The following is a 19,156-nucleotide window of genomic DNA, read 5'->3' on the forward strand; positions in this document are numbered from 1 at the left end:
GCGTCCTCAACGCAGGTCATCGGTCACCAGGTGGGCACTTCTCCTACCAGGATCACCCAAGTGCGAGGAGTGTTGATGACCGAGAGTCCGTCTGCCCGTGGCCGTGTCTACCGTCACTGCGGTTGCCGTAACGAGAGCCGGCGGCAGTTGGGGGCGTCCTGCCCGCGGCTGATGTCGGAGGACGAGCACGGGAGCTGGGCGTACGCGGTGGACCTGCCCTCGCTGGAGAAGGGGCGCAAGACCGTCGGCGCAGCGGGTTCCCCTCGGAGGGGGATGCGCGGCACGCGCTGGAGGTGGTCCTGGGTGCTGAGCGGACCGGGGTGTTCGAGGACCCGAAGATCACCGTGGGCGGTTACCTGCTCGAGTGGCTCGCGCTGAAGGAAAAGACGCTCAAGGCGTCCACGTACTCGAACTACCGCGCGCACGTCCACAACGACCTGCTGCCCGTCTTCGGGTGGCTGCGGCTGGTCGACCTGCAGGCCCGACACATCGAGAAGTGGAGTATCGACCAGCTTGCAGGCGGGCGCGGGCCGGTCACCGTATACCGGGCCGGAGCCACCCTGCGCAGTGCGCTCGGCCACGCGGTGCGCAGCAAGCGTCTGGCGTTCAACCCGGCCAGGTATGCGATCGTGCCGCGGCCCGCCTCGCCCGAGCGCCTGTGCTGGACACCTATGCAGGCCGCGGAGTTCCTGCGCCACAACGCCCGTCACTACGCGGACCAGCTCTGGGACTTGTACGAGTTGATCCTGGCGACCGGTATGCGCCGCGGTGAAGCGCTCGGGCTGCACTGGTCGGACGTTCACCTCGCGGAGCGCAAGCTGTACGTGCGCTGGACGCTGACTGCGGTCAACAACAGCGAACTGCACCTGGGGCCGCCGAAGACCAAGGCGAGCCTGAACTGGGTCAGCCTCAACAAACGGACCGTCAGCGCCCTGCTCCGGCAGGCCGACCACCAGCGCGCGCTGCTCCCGCCGGGCGCGCCGTTGGACGGGCTGGTCTTCGGGGCCGTTGACGGTGCGCCGCTGCGGCCCCAGCGCGTCCTTGGCGAGATGCGCCGACGTTCGGCCGAGATCGGACTGCCGCGGATCGGGATGCACGATTTTCGGCACACGGCGGCCACCATCATGATCACCTCCGGCGTGCCCATGGCGGTGGTCTCCAAGACGCTGCGGCACTCCACCCTGGCCACGACCATCAACCTCTACGGGCACCTACTCAAGTACGCCGCGGACGAGGCGGTCAACGCCCTGGCCGACACGCTCGCCTCTGCCGAGGACGACCTCGACGCCTCCCGCCAGTACCGCTCCGGAGACGCCGCGTAGCGGCTGCGAGGGCTGTCGCTCGCCGATGCCGGGTCTGGAGCCGGATCGGTCACGGTTAGCTCCATACCCGGCGTCCGTGCCGTCCTGCGTCGCAGCGATCAGACATCACAGTCCGGGACGGCGGTGCTCCTCGGTCTCCGTGAGGAGCACGCCGCTGCGGAGCAGCTGATCGGCAACGGGCCCGGGTACCAGCAGTTCGATGCTCCCGGCCGGCCAGTGCGCGGCCACCTGATGCACGGCGAGGACATCGGCCTCCCATTGGTTGAGCCGCTCTTCCTCCACGCCCGTACTGCTGTTCCGGACGACTGGAGGCAGATTGACGGCGATCAGGCGATGGGGATCCGCCGTACACTGGGCAGCCAGGGCGCGCGCCTCAGCGCTCCAGGCGTCCACCAGTTCGCGCACCGCTTCCAGAGCCTCGGCGACGAGGCCGTGTGGCTCTCCAGCAGCCGAGTCTGCAGTCGCCGCCAGTGGCGAAGGTGGCGCTCACACGCGGCGCCGAGCTCCGCGGCACCGTCAGGCACGTCCCCGACAGAGTCCGCGCTCCCGTGCTCCGCTGCGGGCTGGTCCAATTCGAGATCTCCACCGTGACGCTCCGGGCTCGTCCACGTCTTCAACTGCGCCAGCGCTGACACTGCTTCGGCGAAGCCGACAAGCGGGTGCTCCCTTGGCACCTCCCACGCGCACTGCGTGCACAGCTTCCGCACCGCGAACCGCAGTGGCACGTCCTGGCGTTGGACCTCTGGGGCGGACCGCAGTTGCGCGCATTCCGCAGCGCTATGGAGCCTGCCCAGCCCGGACGAAGACCTGGAACATGACAGGACGAGATCCTGGAACAGTCCCAGTGGGATCTCGGGCGAGAGGATCCGCCCCAGCCGGAGCCTGCGCGTGTCCGGCCTCAGCATCGCGACCCCGCGCGAACGCCACCAACACCAGGGCCGACTCGCTCCGCGACCATCACCGTCCAAGCGCTTGGCGGCACCTCTCTACGAGCCGATGGCCGCAGCCGAGACGAGGCACCCACGGCGACGATCAGGCTCGGACATCACGACGCGGTCCCCTCGCCGGCCGTCGGCGCGGGCCACTTGTCATCCCCTTAAAGCGCCGCCGCTGACCAGTGAGCATGCCCGGTCCCTGGTGATCGCGCGGTGGTCGCACCGCCACGACCACGCGCGAGGCACCCGCAGACAGCTTTCGAGTCGAGAATCTGGACAAACCACCGCTACCCGGTCGCCGACCAGCCGGGTCACACACGGCGGCCGTCAACCCGGCACTGACGGTTCACTCTTCCGAGATCCGAGGCTGTCACGCCATGGAGTGCGTCGATTGACCATGCAGCCTCAACTCCAGCCCGTGCAAGGCGAGTTGGCTACCGCAGTCCACCCTCGGACTGCGCTCCCAGGCCGATCAGCGCGCGACCACCATGCGACCACCACCCCGCGACACGCACAAAAAAGGCGCTTCCATCATCTAGATGGAAGCGCCTCCGACCTGCGAAAACTCGCGGTCGGGACGACAGGATTTGAACCTGCGACCCCTTGACCCCCAGTCAAGTGCGCTACCAAGCTGCGCCACGTCCCGTGGTCGTCTGCCGCGTTGCCCGGTGGGCTTCTTGGCTTTCTGACCTTGTCTCCGGTGTTCCCGGCGACGTGGAAAACAATACAGCACGTCGGGGGGTGCTCGCTGCCAGGTTTCGGGGGGTGTGGCGGGGGCGGGGTCAGGGGGTGGGGTGGCGGGCGTCGTAGCGGAGGAAGGCGGGGCGGCGGGTGGCGAGGAGGAGGACGGCGGCGATGCAGGCGAGGCCGCCGGTGAGGATGGAGAGGGTGGGGGTGGTGAGGGTGGCGACGGTGCCGGATTCGAAGTCACCGAGGCGGGGGCCGCCGGCCACCACCACGATGAAGATGCCTTGGAGGCGGCCGCGCATCTCGTCGGGGGCGGCGACCTGCATCATCGTGTTGCGGAAGATCATCGAGATGGTGTCGGCGCAGCCGGCCGCCGCGAGCAGCAGCAGGCCGAGCGGCAGGTTGTGGACGAGTCCGAAGGCGGCGATGGCGAGGCCCCACGCGGCGACGGCGGCGAGGACCGCAGCGCCGTGCCGGTGGATGCGGCCGATCCAGCCGGAGAAGAGTCCACCGGCCAGGGCGCCGACGGCGGGGGCGGCGACCAGCAGGCCAACGGTGCCGGGGCCGCCGCCGTAGAAGGCGACGGCGATGGCCGGGAAGAGGGCGCGCGGGAGGCCGAAGATCATCGCGGCGAGGTCGGCGAGGAAGGAGGTCCGCAGGTTGGGTTGATCGCGCAGGAAGCGCAGGCCGTCGAGGACGGTGGCGCGCTTGCCGTTCGCGGCCTGCGGTCGCATCGCGGGCAGCCGCCACATCGCGTAGAGGGTGGCGGCGAAGGCGACGGTGTCGACCAGGTACGCGGCCTGGGCGCCGTACGCGGCGATGGCGACGCCGCCGAGCATGGGGCCGACGGTCTGGCCGAGGTTCATGCCGATGGTGTTGAGGGCGTTGGCGGCGGTGAGCTGCTCGCGGGGGACGAGTCGCGGGATCATCGAGGACCGGGCGGGCGAGCTGATGGCGAAGAAGCCGGCCTGGAGGGCGACGGCCGCGTAGAGCAGGGCGACGACGCCGAGGTGGAGCAGGGCCTGGGCGGCGAGCAGGGCGGAGACGGCGGCGAGTCCGCCGGAGCCGATCAGGCCGAGGCGGCGGCGGTCGACCCGGTCGGCGATGGCGCCGCCGTACAGGCCGAAGACGATCAGCGGGAGCAGTGAGCAGAGTCCGACCAGGCCGGTGGCGAAGGTGGAGCCGGTGAGGTCGTAGACCTGGACGGAGACGGCGACGGCGGTCATCTGCTGGCCGATCGCGGAGACCGACTGTCCGAACCACAGCCGCCGGTAGTCGGGGCTGTGGCGCAGCGGCGTCAGGTCGGCGAACGCGCCGCGGGTGAGGCGGCGCAGCCGGGACGGGGTCGCGGAGGGTATGGGCGGTTCAGTGGGCACGTCGCCATGGTCGGCCAGCAGGTCGGCGGCCCTCCGGGCGGGGTGGCGGCGAAGGCGGGATGGCGGCGAAGGCGGGATGGCGGCGAAGGCGGGGTGGCGGCGAAGGCTGCCTCAGCGCAGCAGCGTCCGGGTCAGGAGTTCGGCGAGTTCGTCGTCGAGTGGCCCGCTGTTGCCCAGCAATCGGTACCAGAGGGCACCAAACGCGAGGTCGACGGCGGTGGCGGTGGTGAGGTGGGGGGCGAGCAGGCTAGCGGTGCGGGCGCGTTCGACGAGGGTGCCGAGGGCTTCGCGGCGTGGGCGCAGCAGGGTTTCGCGGAAGCGTTCGCCGAAGGCTGGGTCGATCTGTGCCTCGGCCATCAGCGCGCGCAGTGCGTCGGCGGTGCGCGGGGTGGCGGCGGCGAACGTGGCGGCGAGGAAGGTGCGCAGGTCGGCAGCGTGGTCGCCGGTGTCTGGCAGGGGGATGTGCTGCCGGGCGTGGGCGGTGACGGCTTCGAGCAGGACGTCCGCCTTGCCGGGCCACCAGCGGTAGACGGTCTGTTTGCCGGTGCCGGCGCGGGCGGCGATGCCTTCGACGGTGAGGCGGGCGTAGCCGACCTGGTCGAGCAGGTCGAGCGCGGAGCCGAGGATGGCCTGGCGGCTCTCCTCGCTGCGGCGGCGGCCGGGCCGGACGGGCGGTCCCGGCATGGCAGTTGATGCTTCGTCAGTTGTACCACCGAGGGTGGATTTCGCTTGCTCGATCACGGGCAGCACGCTACCGTAATTCGAGACGAGACGTCGTGGTTCGAAATGGCGGGCCGGCGGATCGTCAGGAGCGGCCGGGTTCGGCCCGCTTCCACCGACAGGCACAGGGGAGATGGCACAGATGAGTGAGCGCACTGCACTGGTGGTCGGCGGCACCTCGGGCATCGGGCTGGCCACCGCGCGCCGGCTGCACGCGCAGGGCGCTGCGGTCCACGTAGTGGGTCGCAGCAAGGAGCGTCTGGAAGCACTCGCGGTGAGCGACCCGGAGCTGGTCGGTCACCGGGCGGACGGCGGCGACCGCGAGCAGATCGCCGAAGTCCTGCGCACCGTGGGGTCGTTGGACTGGCTGGTGGTCGCACTCAGCGGTGCCGAGGGGGCGGGCCCGTTCGCCGAGCTCGACCTGACCGGGCTGCGCAGCGCCTTCGAGGCCAAGTTCTGGGGGCAGTTGACGACCGTCCAGGCCGCGCTGCCGCACCTGACCGAGGACGGGTCGATCACCCTGGTCACCGCGATCTCGGCCCGGACGGCCCTGCCCGGCACGGCCGGACTCGCGGCGGTGAACGGCGCGCTGGAGTCGATGATCAAGCCGCTCGCCATCGAACTCGCCCCGCGCCGGGTCAACGCGGTCTCCCCCGGCCTGGTCGCCACCCCGTGGTGGGACGGCATGCCGCAGGAGGCGCGGGAGGCCTACTTCGCCCACGCCGCAGGCCAGTTGCCGGTCCGCCGGGTCGCCGACCCCGAGGACGTCGCGGAGGCGGTCGCCCTGGCCGCCACCAACCGCAACCTCACCGGCACGGTCCTGGAATCGGACGGCGGCCTGCACCTGATCTCCATGAACTGACCACCCCCGCCCACCAGTTCACGAACACCCGGCCCGCAGGCACCCAACTCGCCTGCGGGCCGGGCCCGTTGCACGCACCTACCGCGCCGCCACCGCCGTGGTCTGCCCGGAGGCCAGTACGTGACCGCCCAACGTGAATGCGGTGACGGCCGGCGGGGTCGCGGCCGGAAGCGCCAGGCTCGGCGTGTCCAGTGCGTAGACGGTGATCCGGTAGCGGTGCGGGCGGTCGCCGGCCGGCGGGCACGGGCCCAAGTAGCCTGGCTGGCCGGCGTCTTCGGTGCCGGAGACCGCGCCGGGCGGCAGGGTCTCGCCGAGTGCGGTGGCGGTGGCGGGCAGGTCCCAGCTCAGCCAGTGCCAGAAGCCGGAGCCGGTCGGGGCGTCCAGGTCGAACATGGTGACGGCGAAGCTGCGGGTGCCGGCGGGCGCGCCGCGCCACTCCAGTCGCGGCGGTCGGTTGCCGCCGTCGCAGCCGAACGAGTTCGCCCAATTCGCCTGCGGGAACCTGCCGTTCACCAAGTCCGGGCTGGTGACGGTGAACCGCCCGGCATCGACCGGGATCCCCGAGCGCACCGAGACCCGACCGAAGTCGCGGACGGTTACCCGGACTTGGGCGCTCGAATCGGCGGCCCCGAGAAGCGCCAGAGCGGCGGCGGAGCTCAGCAGCAGAGCAGTGGTGCGAGGCAGGCGTGGCACGAGGCATCTCCCTGGTCGGTGTCGATGCCCCAACCTCCGTCCGCTCCACCGCACTTGGGGAGCCACGCCGGATGGTGTCATCCGGCGTACCAGGATCCGCGCTGGACGCCCCGGGCCGCCCGTGCGCATCATCGACACCATGACCGGCACGCCCCAACGAGCGCCCCAGCAGGCCGAACTGGCCGCCTTCCTGCGCGCCAAGCGCGCCCGCCTGCAGCCCGAGGACATCGGCCTCCCGCGCGGGCCGCGCCGCCGCACCCCGGGGCTGCGCCGCCAGGAGGTCGCCCAGTTGGCCGCCGTCAGCGTCGAGTGGTACGTCCGCCTGGAGCAGGGGCGGGTCGGCACCCCGGGCGCAGCCGTCCTGCACGCGCTCGCCGACGCCCTGCGCCTGACCCCGGACGAGAGCCGCCACCTGCACCTGCTCGCCCGCCGCGAACCCGCGCCCTCCACCCCGGCGCGGACCGACCGGGTGCGACCCTCGCTGCTCCAACTCCTCGACGGCATACCACTGTTCACCGCCTACCTGACCGACCACCGGCTCGACGTCCTGGCCCACAACGCGGCGGCGCGGGCCCTGTTCGGAACCGGGTTCGGCACCGGCCGGGCCGACAACACGGCGCGCATGCTGTTCCTCGACCCGGCCGCGCGCACCAGCCAGCTCGACTGGTCGCGAGTCGCCCGCGAAACCGTCGGCCACCTCCGGGCCGGCCACGCCCGCCACCCGGGCGATCCCCGCACGGCCGCACTGATCGCCGAACTGCGCTCCCACAGCCACGAGTTCGACACCTGGTGGAACGACCACACCGTCCTCGAACGCTCCGCCGGCAGCAAACGCGTCCGCCACCCGGCAGCCGGCGAACTCCGGCTGCGCTACGACATCCTCTCCACCGGACCGGCCGCCGACCACCTGCTGTTCACCATCACCCCGGCCGACCCCACCACCGAACACGCCCTCCGCCGCCTCCTCACCACCACCGCCGTCCGCACCGACGTCCACCCGATCAGCGCCGCGTGACGCCTGTCGGCGGGCCGGCGGATACTGGCGGTATGTCGCCCACCGCCGCCCATCCCGGGCCGCACCCGAGAGCGTTCCCCCGCACCTGACAAGGTCAGTGAGATGGCGTCTCCGGCCTCGCCCCACTGCATCGCCCCTGCTCGCACGCGTCCTCCTCCACAATCGCGGATATCGCGGCCTCGATGTTCTCCCGCGTCACACTCGGGACCACCAGCAGGTTCCTGGCCGTGAAGCAACCGGTTCGGGCCAGTTCGTCGGCCACTGCCTGCGCGAGCCGAGCCGGGTCGTATACCTCGACGAGCTGGCGGCTGCCACCGTCCCGGACAAGGGTGACCTCCAACCAGCCCTTGCACTCCTGAACCGCCCAGTCGTACTCGTCCATGGGCGCGGGCCACTCGATCCGAAAATTCATGACCGAATCCTGCCGCAACCCGTCAACCCACCCCGCCTGCCCCGCTCCGAAAGTCCGGGGCGGGGCAGACGCGGCCGTTACTGCCGGCGCGGGGCCGGGGTGTAGCCGGCTGGGTGGGTGGTGAAGGTGCCGCGGCCCTGGGTGCGGCTGCGCAAGGCGCCGGCGTAGCCGAAGAGTTCGGCGAGCGGGACGGTGGCGGTCAGGGTCGCGCCGCGGGCGCCCTGGGGTTCGGAGCCGTGGACGCGGCCGCGGCGGGCGGACAGGTCGCCGAGGACGCCGCCGAGGCTGTCCGGCGGGACGGTCGCGGTGAGGTCCACCACGGGCTCCAGGAGGACGGGGCTGCCGCGCCGCAGGGCCTCGCGCAGGGCGAGCCGGCCGGCGGTGCGGAAGGCCAGGTCGGAGGAGTCCTTGACGTGGGTCGCCCCGTCGGTGAGGGTGACCCGGACTCCGGTGACCGGGTGGCCGAGCGGGCCGTCCGTGAGGGCGTCCCGGCAGCCCGCCTCGACGGCCTGCACGAACTCCTGCGGGACCCGCCCACCGGTGACGGTGGAACGGAACTCGAAGCCTTCCGTGCCGGGTTCGCCGAGCGGTTCGACGTCGACCACGATGTGCGCGAACTGCCCTGCGCCGCCGTCCTGTTTGACGTGCCGCAGGACGAGTCCGGCGACCGCCACGGAGAGCGTCTCGCGGTAGGCGACCTGCGGCCGGCCTATGGTGACCTCCAGCCCGGCGCGGCGGAGCTTCTCCACCGCCACCTCCAGGTGCAGTTCACCGAGGCCGGACAGCACCCGCTGCCCGCTCTCCGGGTCGGTCCCGACCACCAGGGACGGGTCCTCCTCGGCGAGCCGGAGCAGCGCGACCGCCAGCCGGTCGGTGTCCACCGAGCGGCGGGCCTCGACCGCGACGGTCACCACCGGGTCGGCGGCGACGGCCGGTTCGAGCACCAGCGGGGCGCCGGGCGCGCACAGCGTGCTGCCGGACCGGGCGGCCTTGGGCCCGATGACGGCGACGATGTCGCCGGCCACCGCCGTGTCGGTCTCGGTGTGCCGGTCGGCCTGCACCCGCAGGATGCGGCCGATCCGCTCAGTGCGTCCGGTGCGCACGTCGAGCACGGTGTCCCCCTTCCGTAGTGTGCCGGAGTAGATCCGCAGGCTGCTGAGCCTGCCGGTGGTGCTCGCGTTCACCTTGAACACCAGTGCGGCCAGCGGCTGTTCGGGATCCGCCGAGCGTTCCTGGACGGTGCCCTGCCAGTCGCCCCGCACTGCCGGGACGTCCAGCGGCGAGGGCAGGTACGCCGTCACCGCGTCCAGCAGCGGTTCGACCCCTCGGTTGCGGTACGCGGAACCGCACAGCACCACCACCGCCTGTCCGTCGGCGGTGAGTTGACGCAGCGCGCCCGCGAGGGTGTCCGCGCCAAGGGTGCCAGTGGCGCAGTACTCCTCCAGTGCCGCCGGGTGCAGTTCGGCCACCGCCTCCGCCAGCGCCTGCCGGCGGCGTTCCGCGTCGGCCACCAACTCGGCTGGTACGTCGGAGACTTGTACGCCACCGACGCCACCGACGCCACCGATGCCACCGGCGCTGCCCGGACCGTCCGGCCAGGTCAGCGCGCGCAGCCGGAGCAGGTCGACCACGCCGGTGAACTCGCCCTCCCGGCCGATCGGCAACTGCACGGCCAGCGGCACCGGGTGGAGCCGGTCCCGGATCGAGGCGACCGCCGCGTCCAGGTCCGCGCCGGGCCGGTCCATCTTGTTGACGAACGCGATCCGCGGCACCCCGTGCCGGTCGGCCTGCCGCCACACCGATTCGCTCTGTGGCTCGACGCCCGCGACGGCGTCGAAGACCGCCACCGCACCGTCCAGCACGCGCAGCGAACGCTCCACCTCGTCGGCGAAGTCCACGTGCCCCGGCGTGTCGATCAGGTTCAGCCGGTGGCCGTCCCAGTCACAACTGACCGCCGCGGCAAAGATGGTGATGCCCCGGTCGCGCTCCTGCGGGTCGAAGTCGGTGACAGTGGTGCCCTCGTGCACCTCACCGCGCCGGTGGATCGCCCCGGTCAGGAACAGGATGCGCTCGGTGACGGTGGTCTTCCCGGCGTCCACGTGCGCGAGGATGCCGAGGTTGCGGACGGTGGCGGCCGCGGAGACAGCAGTGGTGATGCGGGTGAGGTCGGTGCGCATGGCCCGGCGCCTTTCGGAATTCGATCCTGGAGTCGGCGGCGCGATTCACGGCAGCACGAGCCGCACCACCGCACCCCGGCCCACCCCCGGACCCACCCCCGATCGGCGGCGCAGCACGACACGGCGCGCAACGCGGCACAGCAGGAGATGGGCAACGGGGAAGCGGTCCGCCGGCAGTGGCGGCGCGACCGCAGGACGCCCACAACGGGCGTACACAGCAGGGTGGTTGGGTGGAGCTCGCGGTCCTTACCGGCGCCGGCCGCGCAGCGGGCGCCGGTCTGCCGAGGACACCAGGATCACCTCGAACCGCGACGGGGGAACGACAACAGCGGCGGTACGCACGGCTGGCCCCTCCCTCTCCACATCACGGTGCGCCCCGGCCGGCCATCCGGCCCGGGCGTCTTTCGGCGAGCCGAGTCTAGGGGCGTCCGGTCTCCGACGTCACCCGCATTTTCTGTTGGACGGCTCAACGCGCTTTTCGGTAGCGCGAGTTAGTGGATCGTCAGTCCCAGACGATCGAGCGGATCGCCATGCCGACGGGCACCGGAGGAACGTCCAGATACTCGTCGACCAGGCCGTTCACCACGCCGCTGGACTCCCAACCCGCCGCCCAGGACTCGCAGATCGCGGCGTCCGCGCTGGTGCAAACGGCGACGGCCTCGGCCAGCAGCTCTGCCAAGTCCAGTGTCTCCGGGTGGAGTTGTACCCGCACCCAGGCCACCTCCGGCCGGTCCGCGATCCGGGCCAGACCGGCGGCCAACTCGGCCAACGACGGCCGCCCGTAGCCCCACTGGTTCGGTGCCAGCGAGTCCTCGACCGTGTTGCCCGCGAAGAACTCGCCCAGGGAGAGCAGCGGCAGGACGCCCTCCGGGCCGGCCCGCTCGATCACATCCTCGACAGCGATCACACCGCCGATCCTGCCACCGCCCGCCGACACATGCCGAAACGCACCGCCAGGCGCCGAAACGCACCGCCAGGCGCCGACCCCGCGCCGACGCACCACAACACACCACGACGGCCGCGGCGAACCCGGCACCTCCGCACCGGAACCGCCGCGCCCAGCAAGCGACTCAGACCAGCAGCCCGTTCCGCTTCACGTACCAGGTGTGGAAGCCGATCATCCCGCCCAGCACGACCAGCCACTGCAGCGCGTTCACCAGCGGCACCGCGCCGAGCGGCAGGGTCAGCGCGAACCCGACCCGGATCAGGGCGTCCAGGGCGAAGCCCGTGCCCCACATCACCGTCAGCAGGCGGATGTGGCGCCGAAAGGCCGGGTCGTAGTCCCACTGGCCGATCCAGGCATCGGCGCCCGCCGGGCCGATCTTGGCGGCGACGACCGCCCGGGCCGCGCCGTACATGAACGGGCGGCGGGTCAGCAGACTGCCCAGCACCCACACGCCGATCACGCCGAACACCCAACTGTCGCGCACCATCAGCACCCTGGGGCTGCCCGTCACCGCCGACAGCAGCGTGCTCACCGCGATCAGCAGCAGGGTGAACACCGGCATCGGATCCAGCCGGCGGTTGCGCACCAGCCCGTAGAGCAACCACGGCAGCGCGGCCAGGCTGCTCAGCGTGATCGCCAGCCACTGGCCCGCGCCCAGCCCGAGCAGCGTGTAGTACCCGCCCAGCGGGATCGCCAGCTCGAACACCAGCGCCTTGGCCGCCTGCCGCCACCCCCGCGCCGCCCGCTGCTGCGGCGTCGAGTCGTCCCCCGCCAGCGCCGCCCAGTCCACCTTCCCGTCCGCCGTCCGCGGCAACTCGGCCGCACCCCCACCGACGGCACCCGCGTCGGCCGCACCCCCACTGACGACGCCCACGCCGGCCGCACCCGCGCCGGCCTCAACGCCCGCCCCCGCCAAGCCCGTTCCAGCCAAGCCAGTCCCTGCCATGCCCGCCCCCGTCGCCCCCGCCACCGTCATGCCGACCCCCGTCACGTCCTGCCCCACCGATTCCGGCCGTCGCTCGTTCATGTGTCCTCCCCCGGCACCCGATGCGCTTCCATGCAGACCTCGGCCGGACGCACCGCCCGGTCGAACAGGTCGGCCAACTCCCGTGCGCTGGCGGCCACATCCATCTCCGGCTCGCGCAGCACGCGGACCAGGACCGCGTCGATCGCCCCGCGGATCGCCGTCACCAGCACCCTCGCGTCGAACGGGCCGTACTCGCCGTCGGCCTGGGCAGCGCGGACGATGTACTCCTGAAGGTCCATCACCGCCCGGCGCCCTGCCGCGAACTGGCCCTCCGTGTCATCGCCCTGACCGTTCAGGATCTCCACCAGCGCGGCCAGCTCCCGCGGATGCGCGGCCGCCAGCTCGACGTTGGACTCGATGTACGCCCGCAGGCGCTCCCGCGGGCCCACCGCCGCCTCGATCCGCGGGCGCATGTACGCCTCGGAGACCTGCATCACCTCGGCGACCACCTCGCGCAGCAGATCGTCCTTGCCCTTGAAGTGGTACGAGATCATCCCCGTGCTGCTCAGCCCCGCGTGTTTGGCGATCCGCGCAAACGAGGCCTTGGCGTACCCCGCATCGGCGATCACTTCGATGGCCGCCTCGACGATCTGCCGACGCCGCGCCGATTCGGTGAACGTGCGCCCCACGGAGCACCCCTCTCTGCTCGCCCGAGCCAGCTCTTGCTCGCCCGAGCAAAAAGCTACTCTCAATTGCTCGGGCAAGCAAGAAGCTGTACGGCCGAGCAAGAAGTTCCCGAACCAGGCCCGCCAAACGGCCCGAAGGCCGCCCCGAATGGCCCCAACCCGCCTGCCCGATCCCGGAGACGCTGCCATGCACATGACATCAGTCAGCCCAATCCGCCGGCAGACCCCTCCAGGTGGGCGCGCGCCACAGAACGGGCAGAACCCGGACGAGAGCCGCCGACCGGAGGGAGCACCCCGTGCACCCGCGCCCCGCCCGCCGCCACCTGCTCACGGCCGCCACGGCCGCCGCAGCAGCCCTCGCCACCGTCCTACCGGCCGCCGGAAGCGCCGCCGGAAGAACCGGCGCGAAGGCCGCCGGAAGCGCCGCCGAAACGAAGCCGGCGGAGGACGCACTGACCGACCGACTCCGGACGCTGGAACGTGAACACGGCGCGCGGCTCGGGGTGTTTGGGTACGACACGGGGTCGGGTGCGACGATCCGGTACCGGGCGGACGAGCTGTTCCCGATGTGTTCGACGTTCAAGACACTCGCAGTGGGCGCGGTCCTGCGCAGCGGCCACGACCTCGGGCAGCGGGTGCGGTACACCCGGGACGACGTCACCGAGGCGGGCTACGCGCCGGTCACCGGCCGGCCGGAGAACCTCGCGACCGGGCTGACGGTCACCGAACTGTGCGCGGCTGCAATCGAGTTCAGCGACAACGCCGCCGCCAACCTGCTGCTGCGCCTGCTCGGCGGGCCGGCCGCGGTCACCGGCTTCTGCCGGTCCCTGGGCGATCGCGTCACCCGGCTCGACCGCTGGGAGCCCGCACTGAACTCCGCCGAGCCCGGCCGCACCACCGACACCAGCAGCCCGCACGCCCTCACCCGCAGCTACGCCCGTCTCACCCTCGGCGACGCCCTCGACCCGGCCGATCGCGAGCTGCTCACCGGCTGGCTGCTCGCCAACACCACGGGCGCCAACCGCCTACGCGCCGGACTGCCGCCCGCCTGGACCCTCGCCGACAAGACCGGCACCGGCTCGTACGGCACCGCCAACGACATCGGCCTCGCCCGGCCGCCGGGACGCGCCCCGATCCTCCTCGCCGTCCTCACCACGAAGGCCAACGCGCCGAACGCCACCCCCGACGAGCCACTGATCGCCGAAACGGCCGCCCTCCTGGCCACTGCCCTTGCCTGACCGTCCGGCCCCGAACGCACTCCGGCCCCGAACGCATTCCGGCCCCGGCGGTCACGCCGGGGCCGGTCGCCGGTCAGCGAGAAACGGGTTCAGACCGTGACGGCCTGCCGCTCGCCCGCCTCGACCGAGATGTTGAGCCGGTTGCCGGGCGGCGGGAACGGGCAGATGAAGTGGTCGGAGAAGGCGCACGGCGGCAGGAACGCCCGGTTGAAGTCGAGCACCGTGTGCCCGTCGGCGTCCGGCGCGGGCAGCGTGATGAACCGGAACCGGTAGGTCTCCCGGCCGCTGGTGCCGTCCGCGATGACACCGCTCAGCGGGCCCCCGGAGCCGCTGACGGTCAGGGTGAACTCCTGACCGGCCAGCATGAACGCGACCTGGCCGGCGACCGTCATCGGACGGGACCGGCCGTCGGCGTTCTCCACCATCAAGTCCTGCGCGCCGCTCTCGAACGGGGTGAACACGGCGGGCACGGCCCAGTCGGGCGCGTACGGGAAGACCGAGATCCCGGCGTACGCGGCCCGGCGCGGCGCGTCGGGGTCGAAGACGCGGAGGGCGAGTTCGCCCTCGCGCTCGATCGGGACCAGGCGCAGCGCGTCCAGCACGGCGATCTGCGCGCCCGGATCGGTGTCGGGGCGCAGCGCGACCCGGCCGGTCGCCTCCTGCTGCTCGCCCTCGAGTCGGACGCCGTCCCCGGCGGCGAGCTCGGCGCACACGGTGCCGTTCTCGGCCCACCAGGTGCCGGGCAGGCCGGGCAGCTTCGCCGGTTCGGGCTCCAACCAGTGGGTGCCGGTCAGCGCCAGCGGGCCGTGCGGGGCGCTCACCGCGGCGCTCCGGGACTCCGTCCAGTGCTGCCACGCCTCGGCTGCGGTGTCGGTCATCGGACTGCCTCCAAGTGGTGCTCTGGTTCGTGCACTTGTTTCAGCTGGACGAGTCTGGGACGGGTCTGGGACGGGTCCGGGACGGGTCTGGACGACTGGCGGAAGGGTCAGCGCCCGGCGAGCGGGCGGAACAGGCCCTCCTGCATCACGGAGACCACCAACTGCCCCTCCCGGTTGTAGATTTCGCCGCGGGCCAGGCCGCGCGCGCCGTGCGCGATCGGCGACTCCTGTTGGTACAGCAGCCAGTCGTCGGCCCGGAACGGGCGGTGGAACCACATCGCGTGATCGAGCGAGGCCATGTCGAAGTTCCGTTCTCCCCACAGGGGTTCGACGGGCGCGCGAACGGCGTCCAGCAGTGTCATGTCGCTGGCGTAGGTGAGCGCGCAGACGTGGATCAGCGGGTCGTCGGGGAGCGGTCCGTTGGTCCTCAGCCAGACGCCGCTGCGGGCCTCGACGCCGTCGAGTTCCTCGCGGCTCCACCTGAGCCGGTCGACGTAGCGGATGTCGAAGGGCTGGCGGCGGCTGATGAACGGCGGCAGTTCGCCGAGCCGGGAGCCGACCTCGTCCAGCGCGCTCGGCAGGTCCTCGGGGGCGGGGACGTCCGGCATCGGGAACTGGTGTTCTATGCCACCGGGCTCGGGCTTGTGGAAGTCCGCGGTCAGCGCGAAGATCGACCGCCCGTCCTGGATGGCCAGCACCCGGCGGGTGGTGAAGGAGCGTCCGTCCCGGATCCGGTCCACCTGGTAGACGATCGGGACACCGGGGACGCCGGGGCGCAGGAAGTAGGAGTGCAGCGAGTGCACCGGCCGGTCCTCGTCCACCGTACGGCCCGCCGCGACCAGCGCCTGGCCGGCGACCTGCCCGCCGAAGGTGCGCTGCAGCGCCTCCTCGGGGCTGCGGCCGCGAAAGATGTTCAGCTCGATCCGCTCCAGGTCGAGCAGGTCGACGAGCTGGTCGACGGGGGTTCCCATGTGTGTCGCTCCCTCTCCGGGCGGCCGGGCGGGGCTGGGTGTGCCGCCGGACGCCTGTTCCGTCCAACACAAGTCTCCGCGCCCGCCGGGCATTCCCGCCCTCCGGCACGCGGCACACGCAAGGACCGGCAGGCCACGGCCCGTACCACTCCACGGACCGGCATACGGCACACGGCACACGGCAGGACCGGCACGCCACGGCCCGTGCTACTCCAGGCCGGACTGCCGCACCGTGATGTTCAGCCGCCCCACCAGCCCGAGGTCCGGGTCGGCGGTCCCCGGCAGCGTCCGCACCACGCCGTGGTACGCGAACCGCATCGGGCCACCGAACACCAGCAGATCGCCGCTGCGCAGCTCCAGATCCGTCCAGGGGCGGGTCCTGGTCTCGGTGTTGCCGAGCCGGAACACGCAGCTGTCACCCAGCGACAGCGACACCACGGGCGCGTCCACCCGCTCCTCGCGATCCCGGTGCAGGCCCATTTTCGCGCCGTGCGGGTAGTGGTTGACCAGCGCCACGTCCGGCGCGAAGCCCGCCGCGCCCGCGATCCCGCCGACGCCGTCGCCGTACGCCTCCGCGACCGCCCGCCGGGCCAGCTCCCCCAGCAGCGGCGGGAACGCCTTCACCGGCGCGCCGTCCCCGTCCACCACGGTTCGCGCGTATCCGTACGGGTACCAGTGCCAGCCCAGGCACACCGTCCGCACCGACATCACCCCGCCGGTCGGCAGCGTCACCGTCCGCATCCCGGCCGGTGGCCGCGCCCACTCCCGGCACGCCGCGACCAGCTCCCGCTGCTCCGCCGTCCCCAGCCACCCCGGCACCAGCACCACCCCGGGCGCCGGCTCCTCCCGCTCACGCCCGAACAGCTCCCCGGCGAACACCCCGCCACCACTCATCCCTCCATGCTCCCACCCGCACCCCGGCCCCCTCCCGGCCCAACCGCACCTCCCCCGGCCGCCCCACCCCGTCCCAAGACCCGTCGCCCCACATGCGCTGGCCCCGTCCCGTCCGGCGCCCTCTGCCCCAGCCCCACCCTCCGGCCCCCGCCTCACCACCACCCCAGAACGGCCGACCCTCATCCCCCTCCGGGACCCAATCCCCTCAGATCCGCCCCGCCGCCCACTCGTCGCCCCACATGCGCCGGCCCCCGTCCCGTCCGACCCTGGGGGGAGGGTGTTACCGGTTGGCGGAGGAGGCGCGATGCATCCCCTGGAGTTCCGGGCGGTGGATCTTCCCGAGGAGTCGTCGCACCAGGTGGCGATGCTGGTGCTCGGGCAGTACCGGGCGGTGCTGATCGGTACGGGGCTGCGGCTGGCGGACGGTCGGCGGCTGGCCCGGGAGGTCACGTCCTCGGGGCGGCGGCTGAGCGCCGTGCTGGTGCCGGACTTCGCGCCGGAGTACTGGCTCGCGGCGGAGGTGCTGCGCGACGAGTTCCCGGAGGCCCGGTTCCTCTCCCCGGCGCCCGTCCTGGCCCGGATCGAACGCGATCACGTCGCGGCGCGCGCCGCGTGGGCCGGCCTGGGGGCGGAACTCCCCACCCGGCTGGTCGGGTTGGAGCCGCTGGCCGAGGACGCGGTGGAGCTGGAGGATCACCGGCTGGAGTTGCGCGGCGCGTCCCTCGGCCTGCCGGACCGGCACTACGTGTGGGAGCACCGCAGCCGGACCCTGTTCGGCGGCCCGCTGCTGTGGCTGAACGTCCACCCGCGGCTCGCCGACACCCCGCACGCCGCCGAGCGCACCGCCTGGATCGCGCTGCTGGACGAGATCGCCGCCCTCGAACCGCAGCGCACCGTCCCGGGCCACCGCCACCTCACCACCCCGGTCCCGGACCACGTTCCCGATCCGGTCGTCTGGACGGGCGACTACCTGCGTGCCTTCGAGACCGAACTCGGCAAACCCGTCCCCCCGGGCGCGGTGCGGGCCGCGCTGCTGCGCCGCTTCCCGTCCGCCGCGCTTCCGGACACGGTGGCACCGGGCGTCCTCGCGGCCATCGCCCACCCGTAACAGCATCCGCGAACGGCGGAAGCCGCCACCCCGCGACAGGCAGGGTGGCGGCTTCACGCCGACAGGAGGGGATCAGCGGATCCCGGTGGAAGCGGAGGGGCTTCCGGGGGTGTCTCAGACGGACAGGACCTGGCCGGGGAGGATCAGGTCCGGGTTGCCGCCGACGACACCGGTGTTGTTGTTGTACAGCGCGTGCCAGTCGACGCCGAGGCCGGCGGCGATCTTGGACAGGGTGTCACCGGACTTGACGGTGTAGGTGTTGGCAGCAGCGCCGGACTTGTTCTTCCAGGTCTGCTTCGGGGCGTCCTGCTTCGCGGGGGCGCTCTGCTGGGCCTTGGGGGCCTGGGCGCGGGTCTCGGAGCGGGAGGCCTTCGCGGAGTTGTCCGCGGCGGCGGTGTTCGACTTCGCGGTGTTCGACGAGGTCGACTTCGCGGTGTTCGACGAGGTGGAGGTCGAGGTCGAGGAGGAACCGGCAGAGGTGTCGACCTGGGCCGGCGCGCCGCCCTTGGTCAGACCGGCCTTGACGGAGCACACCGGCCAGGCGCCGGGGCCCTGGGAGGCGAGCACCTTCTCGGCGACGGAGATCTGCTGCGCCTTGGTGGCCAGGTTGGCCTGCGCGGCGTACGCGGTGCCACCGAACGCGGCCCAGGTGGAGGAGGTGAACTGCAGGCCACCGTAGAAGCCGTTGCCGGTGTTGATCGACCAGTTGCCACTGGACTCGCACTGCGCGACCTTGTCCCAGGTGGCAACGTCGGCGGCGGAGGCCGAGTTGGCCGTGACGAGGCCGGCCACCGGCGCGGCGAGCAGCGCGCCACCGACGACAGCCGCGCGGACGCGGTTGCGCTTGGAGACGGTGGTGGTGGCAGCGGCAGTCTCGTTACGGAAAGTCATGAGATCCCTCTCGACATCCCCGGGATGGGCAGGCGGAACCAGACCCTGTGCAGGGCCGTGTTCGCTCGCCAAGTCCGGTGGGCGGCCGTGCACGTGTCGGACGTGCCGCTTGCCGCCCCGGCCACCTGTCCGCATCCCCGGCGGCGGCTGGCTGCCGTCGCGCCGGTGGCGCAGGGTCCGGTTCCGGGGTGAGCCGGGGCAGACCGTTGCGTCGGGGGTGAACCCGGGAGGTGCTCGTTGCACCGGCCATGAACCTACGAGCCGCTTCACGGCGCGCCAAACAGTTTCGGGTTCTCCCAGGTCAATGAGGGGTTACCGGGGGTATTGATCAAGTAAACGAAGGCGAAATGTCCGCTTTGTCCGCTTTTTCGAAGGTCA

General features: G+C 72.2%; 18 protein-coding genes and 1 tRNA gene. 5 read left to right on the forward strand and 14 right to left on the reverse strand.

Annotated features, from left to right (window positions below; genetic code table 11):
- Nucleotides 1-320: 320 nt before the first annotated feature.
- Nucleotides 321-1,322 carry a tyrosine-type recombinase/integrase gene (locus ACFYST_RS34885; RefSeq protein ID WP_387868324.1) on the forward strand — a complete coding sequence of 334 codons (1,002 nt, stop codon included), beginning with the start codon at nt 321-323 and terminating at the stop codon, nt 1,320-1,322.
- A 105-nt stretch (nt 1,323-1,427) separates the two neighbouring features.
- On the opposite strand, the gene ACFYST_RS34890 is transcribed toward ACFYST_RS34885, so the two are convergent.
- The 4 genes from ACFYST_RS34890 to ACFYST_RS34905 form a co-directional block, all read right to left on the reverse strand.
- Nucleotides 1,428-1,727: a hypothetical protein gene (locus tag ACFYST_RS34890; RefSeq protein ID WP_387868325.1), complete on the reverse strand. Its 300-nt coding sequence runs from the start codon at nt 1,725-1,727 to the stop codon at nt 1,428-1,430.
- Between the two features lie 1,102 nt (nt 1,728-2,829).
- A tRNA-Pro gene (locus ACFYST_RS34895) sits at nt 2,830-2,903 on the reverse strand.
- Between the two features lie 136 nt (nt 2,904-3,039).
- Nucleotides 3,040-4,320, reverse strand: coding sequence for an MFS transporter (locus ACFYST_RS34900; protein WP_387868327.1), 1,281 nt, complete (start codon nt 4,318-4,320; stop codon nt 3,040-3,042).
- A 111-nt stretch (nt 4,321-4,431) separates the two neighbouring features.
- Nucleotides 4,432-5,004, reverse strand: coding sequence for a TetR/AcrR family transcriptional regulator (locus tag ACFYST_RS34905; RefSeq protein ID WP_387868330.1), 573 nt, complete (start codon nt 5,002-5,004; stop codon nt 4,432-4,434).
- 178 nt (nt 5,005-5,182) lie between these two features.
- On the opposite strand from ACFYST_RS34905, the gene ACFYST_RS34910 reads away from it, so the two are divergent.
- Nucleotides 5,183-5,902, forward strand: a complete 720-nt coding sequence (locus ACFYST_RS34910) for an SDR family oxidoreductase (RefSeq protein ID WP_387868331.1) — start codon at nt 5,183-5,185, stop codon at nt 5,900-5,902.
- A 78-nt stretch (nt 5,903-5,980) separates the two neighbouring features.
- On the opposite strand, the gene ACFYST_RS34915 is transcribed toward ACFYST_RS34910, so the two are convergent.
- A complete protein-coding gene (locus ACFYST_RS34915; RefSeq protein ID WP_387636614.1) occupies nt 5,981-6,595 on the reverse strand; it encodes a YbhB/YbcL family Raf kinase inhibitor-like protein in 615 nt (204 codons plus the stop codon).
- 139 nt (nt 6,596-6,734) lie between these two features.
- On the opposite strand from ACFYST_RS34915, the gene ACFYST_RS34920 reads away from it, so the two are divergent.
- Complete coding sequence (locus tag ACFYST_RS34920) at nt 6,735-7,610, forward strand: helix-turn-helix domain-containing protein (RefSeq protein ID WP_387868333.1); 876 nt, start codon at nt 6,735-6,737, stop codon at nt 7,608-7,610.
- 94 nt (nt 7,611-7,704) lie between these two features.
- On the opposite strand, the gene ACFYST_RS34925 is transcribed toward ACFYST_RS34920, so the two are convergent.
- From ACFYST_RS34925 to ACFYST_RS34945, 5 genes are all read right to left on the reverse strand, one after another.
- On the reverse strand, nt 7,705-7,992 hold the full coding sequence (locus ACFYST_RS34925; protein ID WP_387868336.1) for a hypothetical protein: 288 nt from the start codon (nt 7,990-7,992) through the stop codon (nt 7,705-7,707).
- Nucleotides 7,993-8,099: 107 nt separating this feature from the next.
- Nucleotides 8,100-10,199, reverse strand: a complete 2,100-nt coding sequence (fusA, locus tag ACFYST_RS34930) for an elongation factor G (RefSeq protein WP_387868337.1) — start codon at nt 10,197-10,199, stop codon at nt 8,100-8,102.
- A 502-nt stretch (nt 10,200-10,701) separates the two neighbouring features.
- Complete coding sequence (locus tag ACFYST_RS34935) at nt 10,702-11,106, reverse strand: hypothetical protein (protein ID WP_387868339.1); 405 nt, start codon at nt 11,104-11,106, stop codon at nt 10,702-10,704.
- Between the two features lie 163 nt (nt 11,107-11,269).
- Nucleotides 11,270-12,172 (reverse strand): VC0807 family protein, encoded by a 903-nt coding sequence (locus ACFYST_RS34940; protein WP_387868341.1) that lies wholly within the window; start codon nt 12,170-12,172, stop codon nt 11,270-11,272.
- Nucleotides 12,169-12,801: a TetR/AcrR family transcriptional regulator gene (locus ACFYST_RS34945; protein WP_387868343.1), complete on the reverse strand. Its 633-nt coding sequence runs from the start codon at nt 12,799-12,801 to the stop codon at nt 12,169-12,171. Before ACFYST_RS34945 ends, ACFYST_RS34940 begins: the two co-directional genes overlap by 4 nt.
- Nucleotides 12,802-13,094: 293 nt before the next feature.
- On the opposite strand from ACFYST_RS34945, the gene bla reads away from it, so the two are divergent.
- Nucleotides 13,095-14,036, forward strand: coding sequence for a class A beta-lactamase (gene bla / locus ACFYST_RS34950; protein WP_387868346.1), 942 nt, complete (start codon nt 13,095-13,097; stop codon nt 14,034-14,036).
- 89 nt (nt 14,037-14,125) lie between these two features.
- On the opposite strand, the gene ACFYST_RS34955 is transcribed toward bla, so the two are convergent.
- The 3 genes from ACFYST_RS34955 to ACFYST_RS34965 form a co-directional block, all read right to left on the reverse strand.
- Nucleotides 14,126-14,914, reverse strand: coding sequence for a DUF1684 domain-containing protein (locus tag ACFYST_RS34955; RefSeq protein WP_387636667.1), 789 nt, complete (start codon nt 14,912-14,914; stop codon nt 14,126-14,128).
- 107 nt (nt 14,915-15,021) lie between these two features.
- The gene (locus ACFYST_RS34960) at nt 15,022-15,885 is read right to left on the reverse strand and encodes an acyl-CoA thioesterase (protein ID WP_387868349.1); all 864 of its coding nucleotides are present in this window, start codon (nt 15,883-15,885) and stop codon (nt 15,022-15,024) included.
- Nucleotides 15,886-16,092: 207 nt separating this feature from the next.
- On the reverse strand, nt 16,093-16,779 hold the full coding sequence (locus tag ACFYST_RS34965) for an alpha-ketoglutarate-dependent dioxygenase AlkB family protein (protein ID WP_387868352.1): 687 nt from the start codon (nt 16,777-16,779) through the stop codon (nt 16,093-16,095).
- Nucleotides 16,780-17,083: 304 nt separating this feature from the next.
- Here ACFYST_RS34965 and ACFYST_RS34970 point away from each other — a divergent pair, with 304 nt between their 5' ends.
- On the forward strand, nt 17,084-17,887 hold the full coding sequence (locus ACFYST_RS34970; RefSeq protein ID WP_387868354.1) for an MBL fold metallo-hydrolase: 804 nt from the start codon (nt 17,084-17,086) through the stop codon (nt 17,885-17,887).
- 114 nt (nt 17,888-18,001) lie between these two features.
- On the opposite strand, the gene ACFYST_RS34975 is transcribed toward ACFYST_RS34970, so the two are convergent.
- Nucleotides 18,002-18,778 (reverse strand): transglycosylase family protein, encoded by a 777-nt coding sequence (locus ACFYST_RS34975; protein WP_387868355.1) that lies wholly within the window; start codon nt 18,776-18,778, stop codon nt 18,002-18,004.
- Nucleotides 18,779-19,156 lie beyond the last annotated feature (378 nt).

Source organism: Kitasatospora sp. NPDC004614 (genome assembly GCF_042873675.1).
Classification (GTDB): domain Bacteria; phylum Actinomycetota; class Actinomycetes; order Streptomycetales; family Streptomycetaceae; genus Kitasatospora.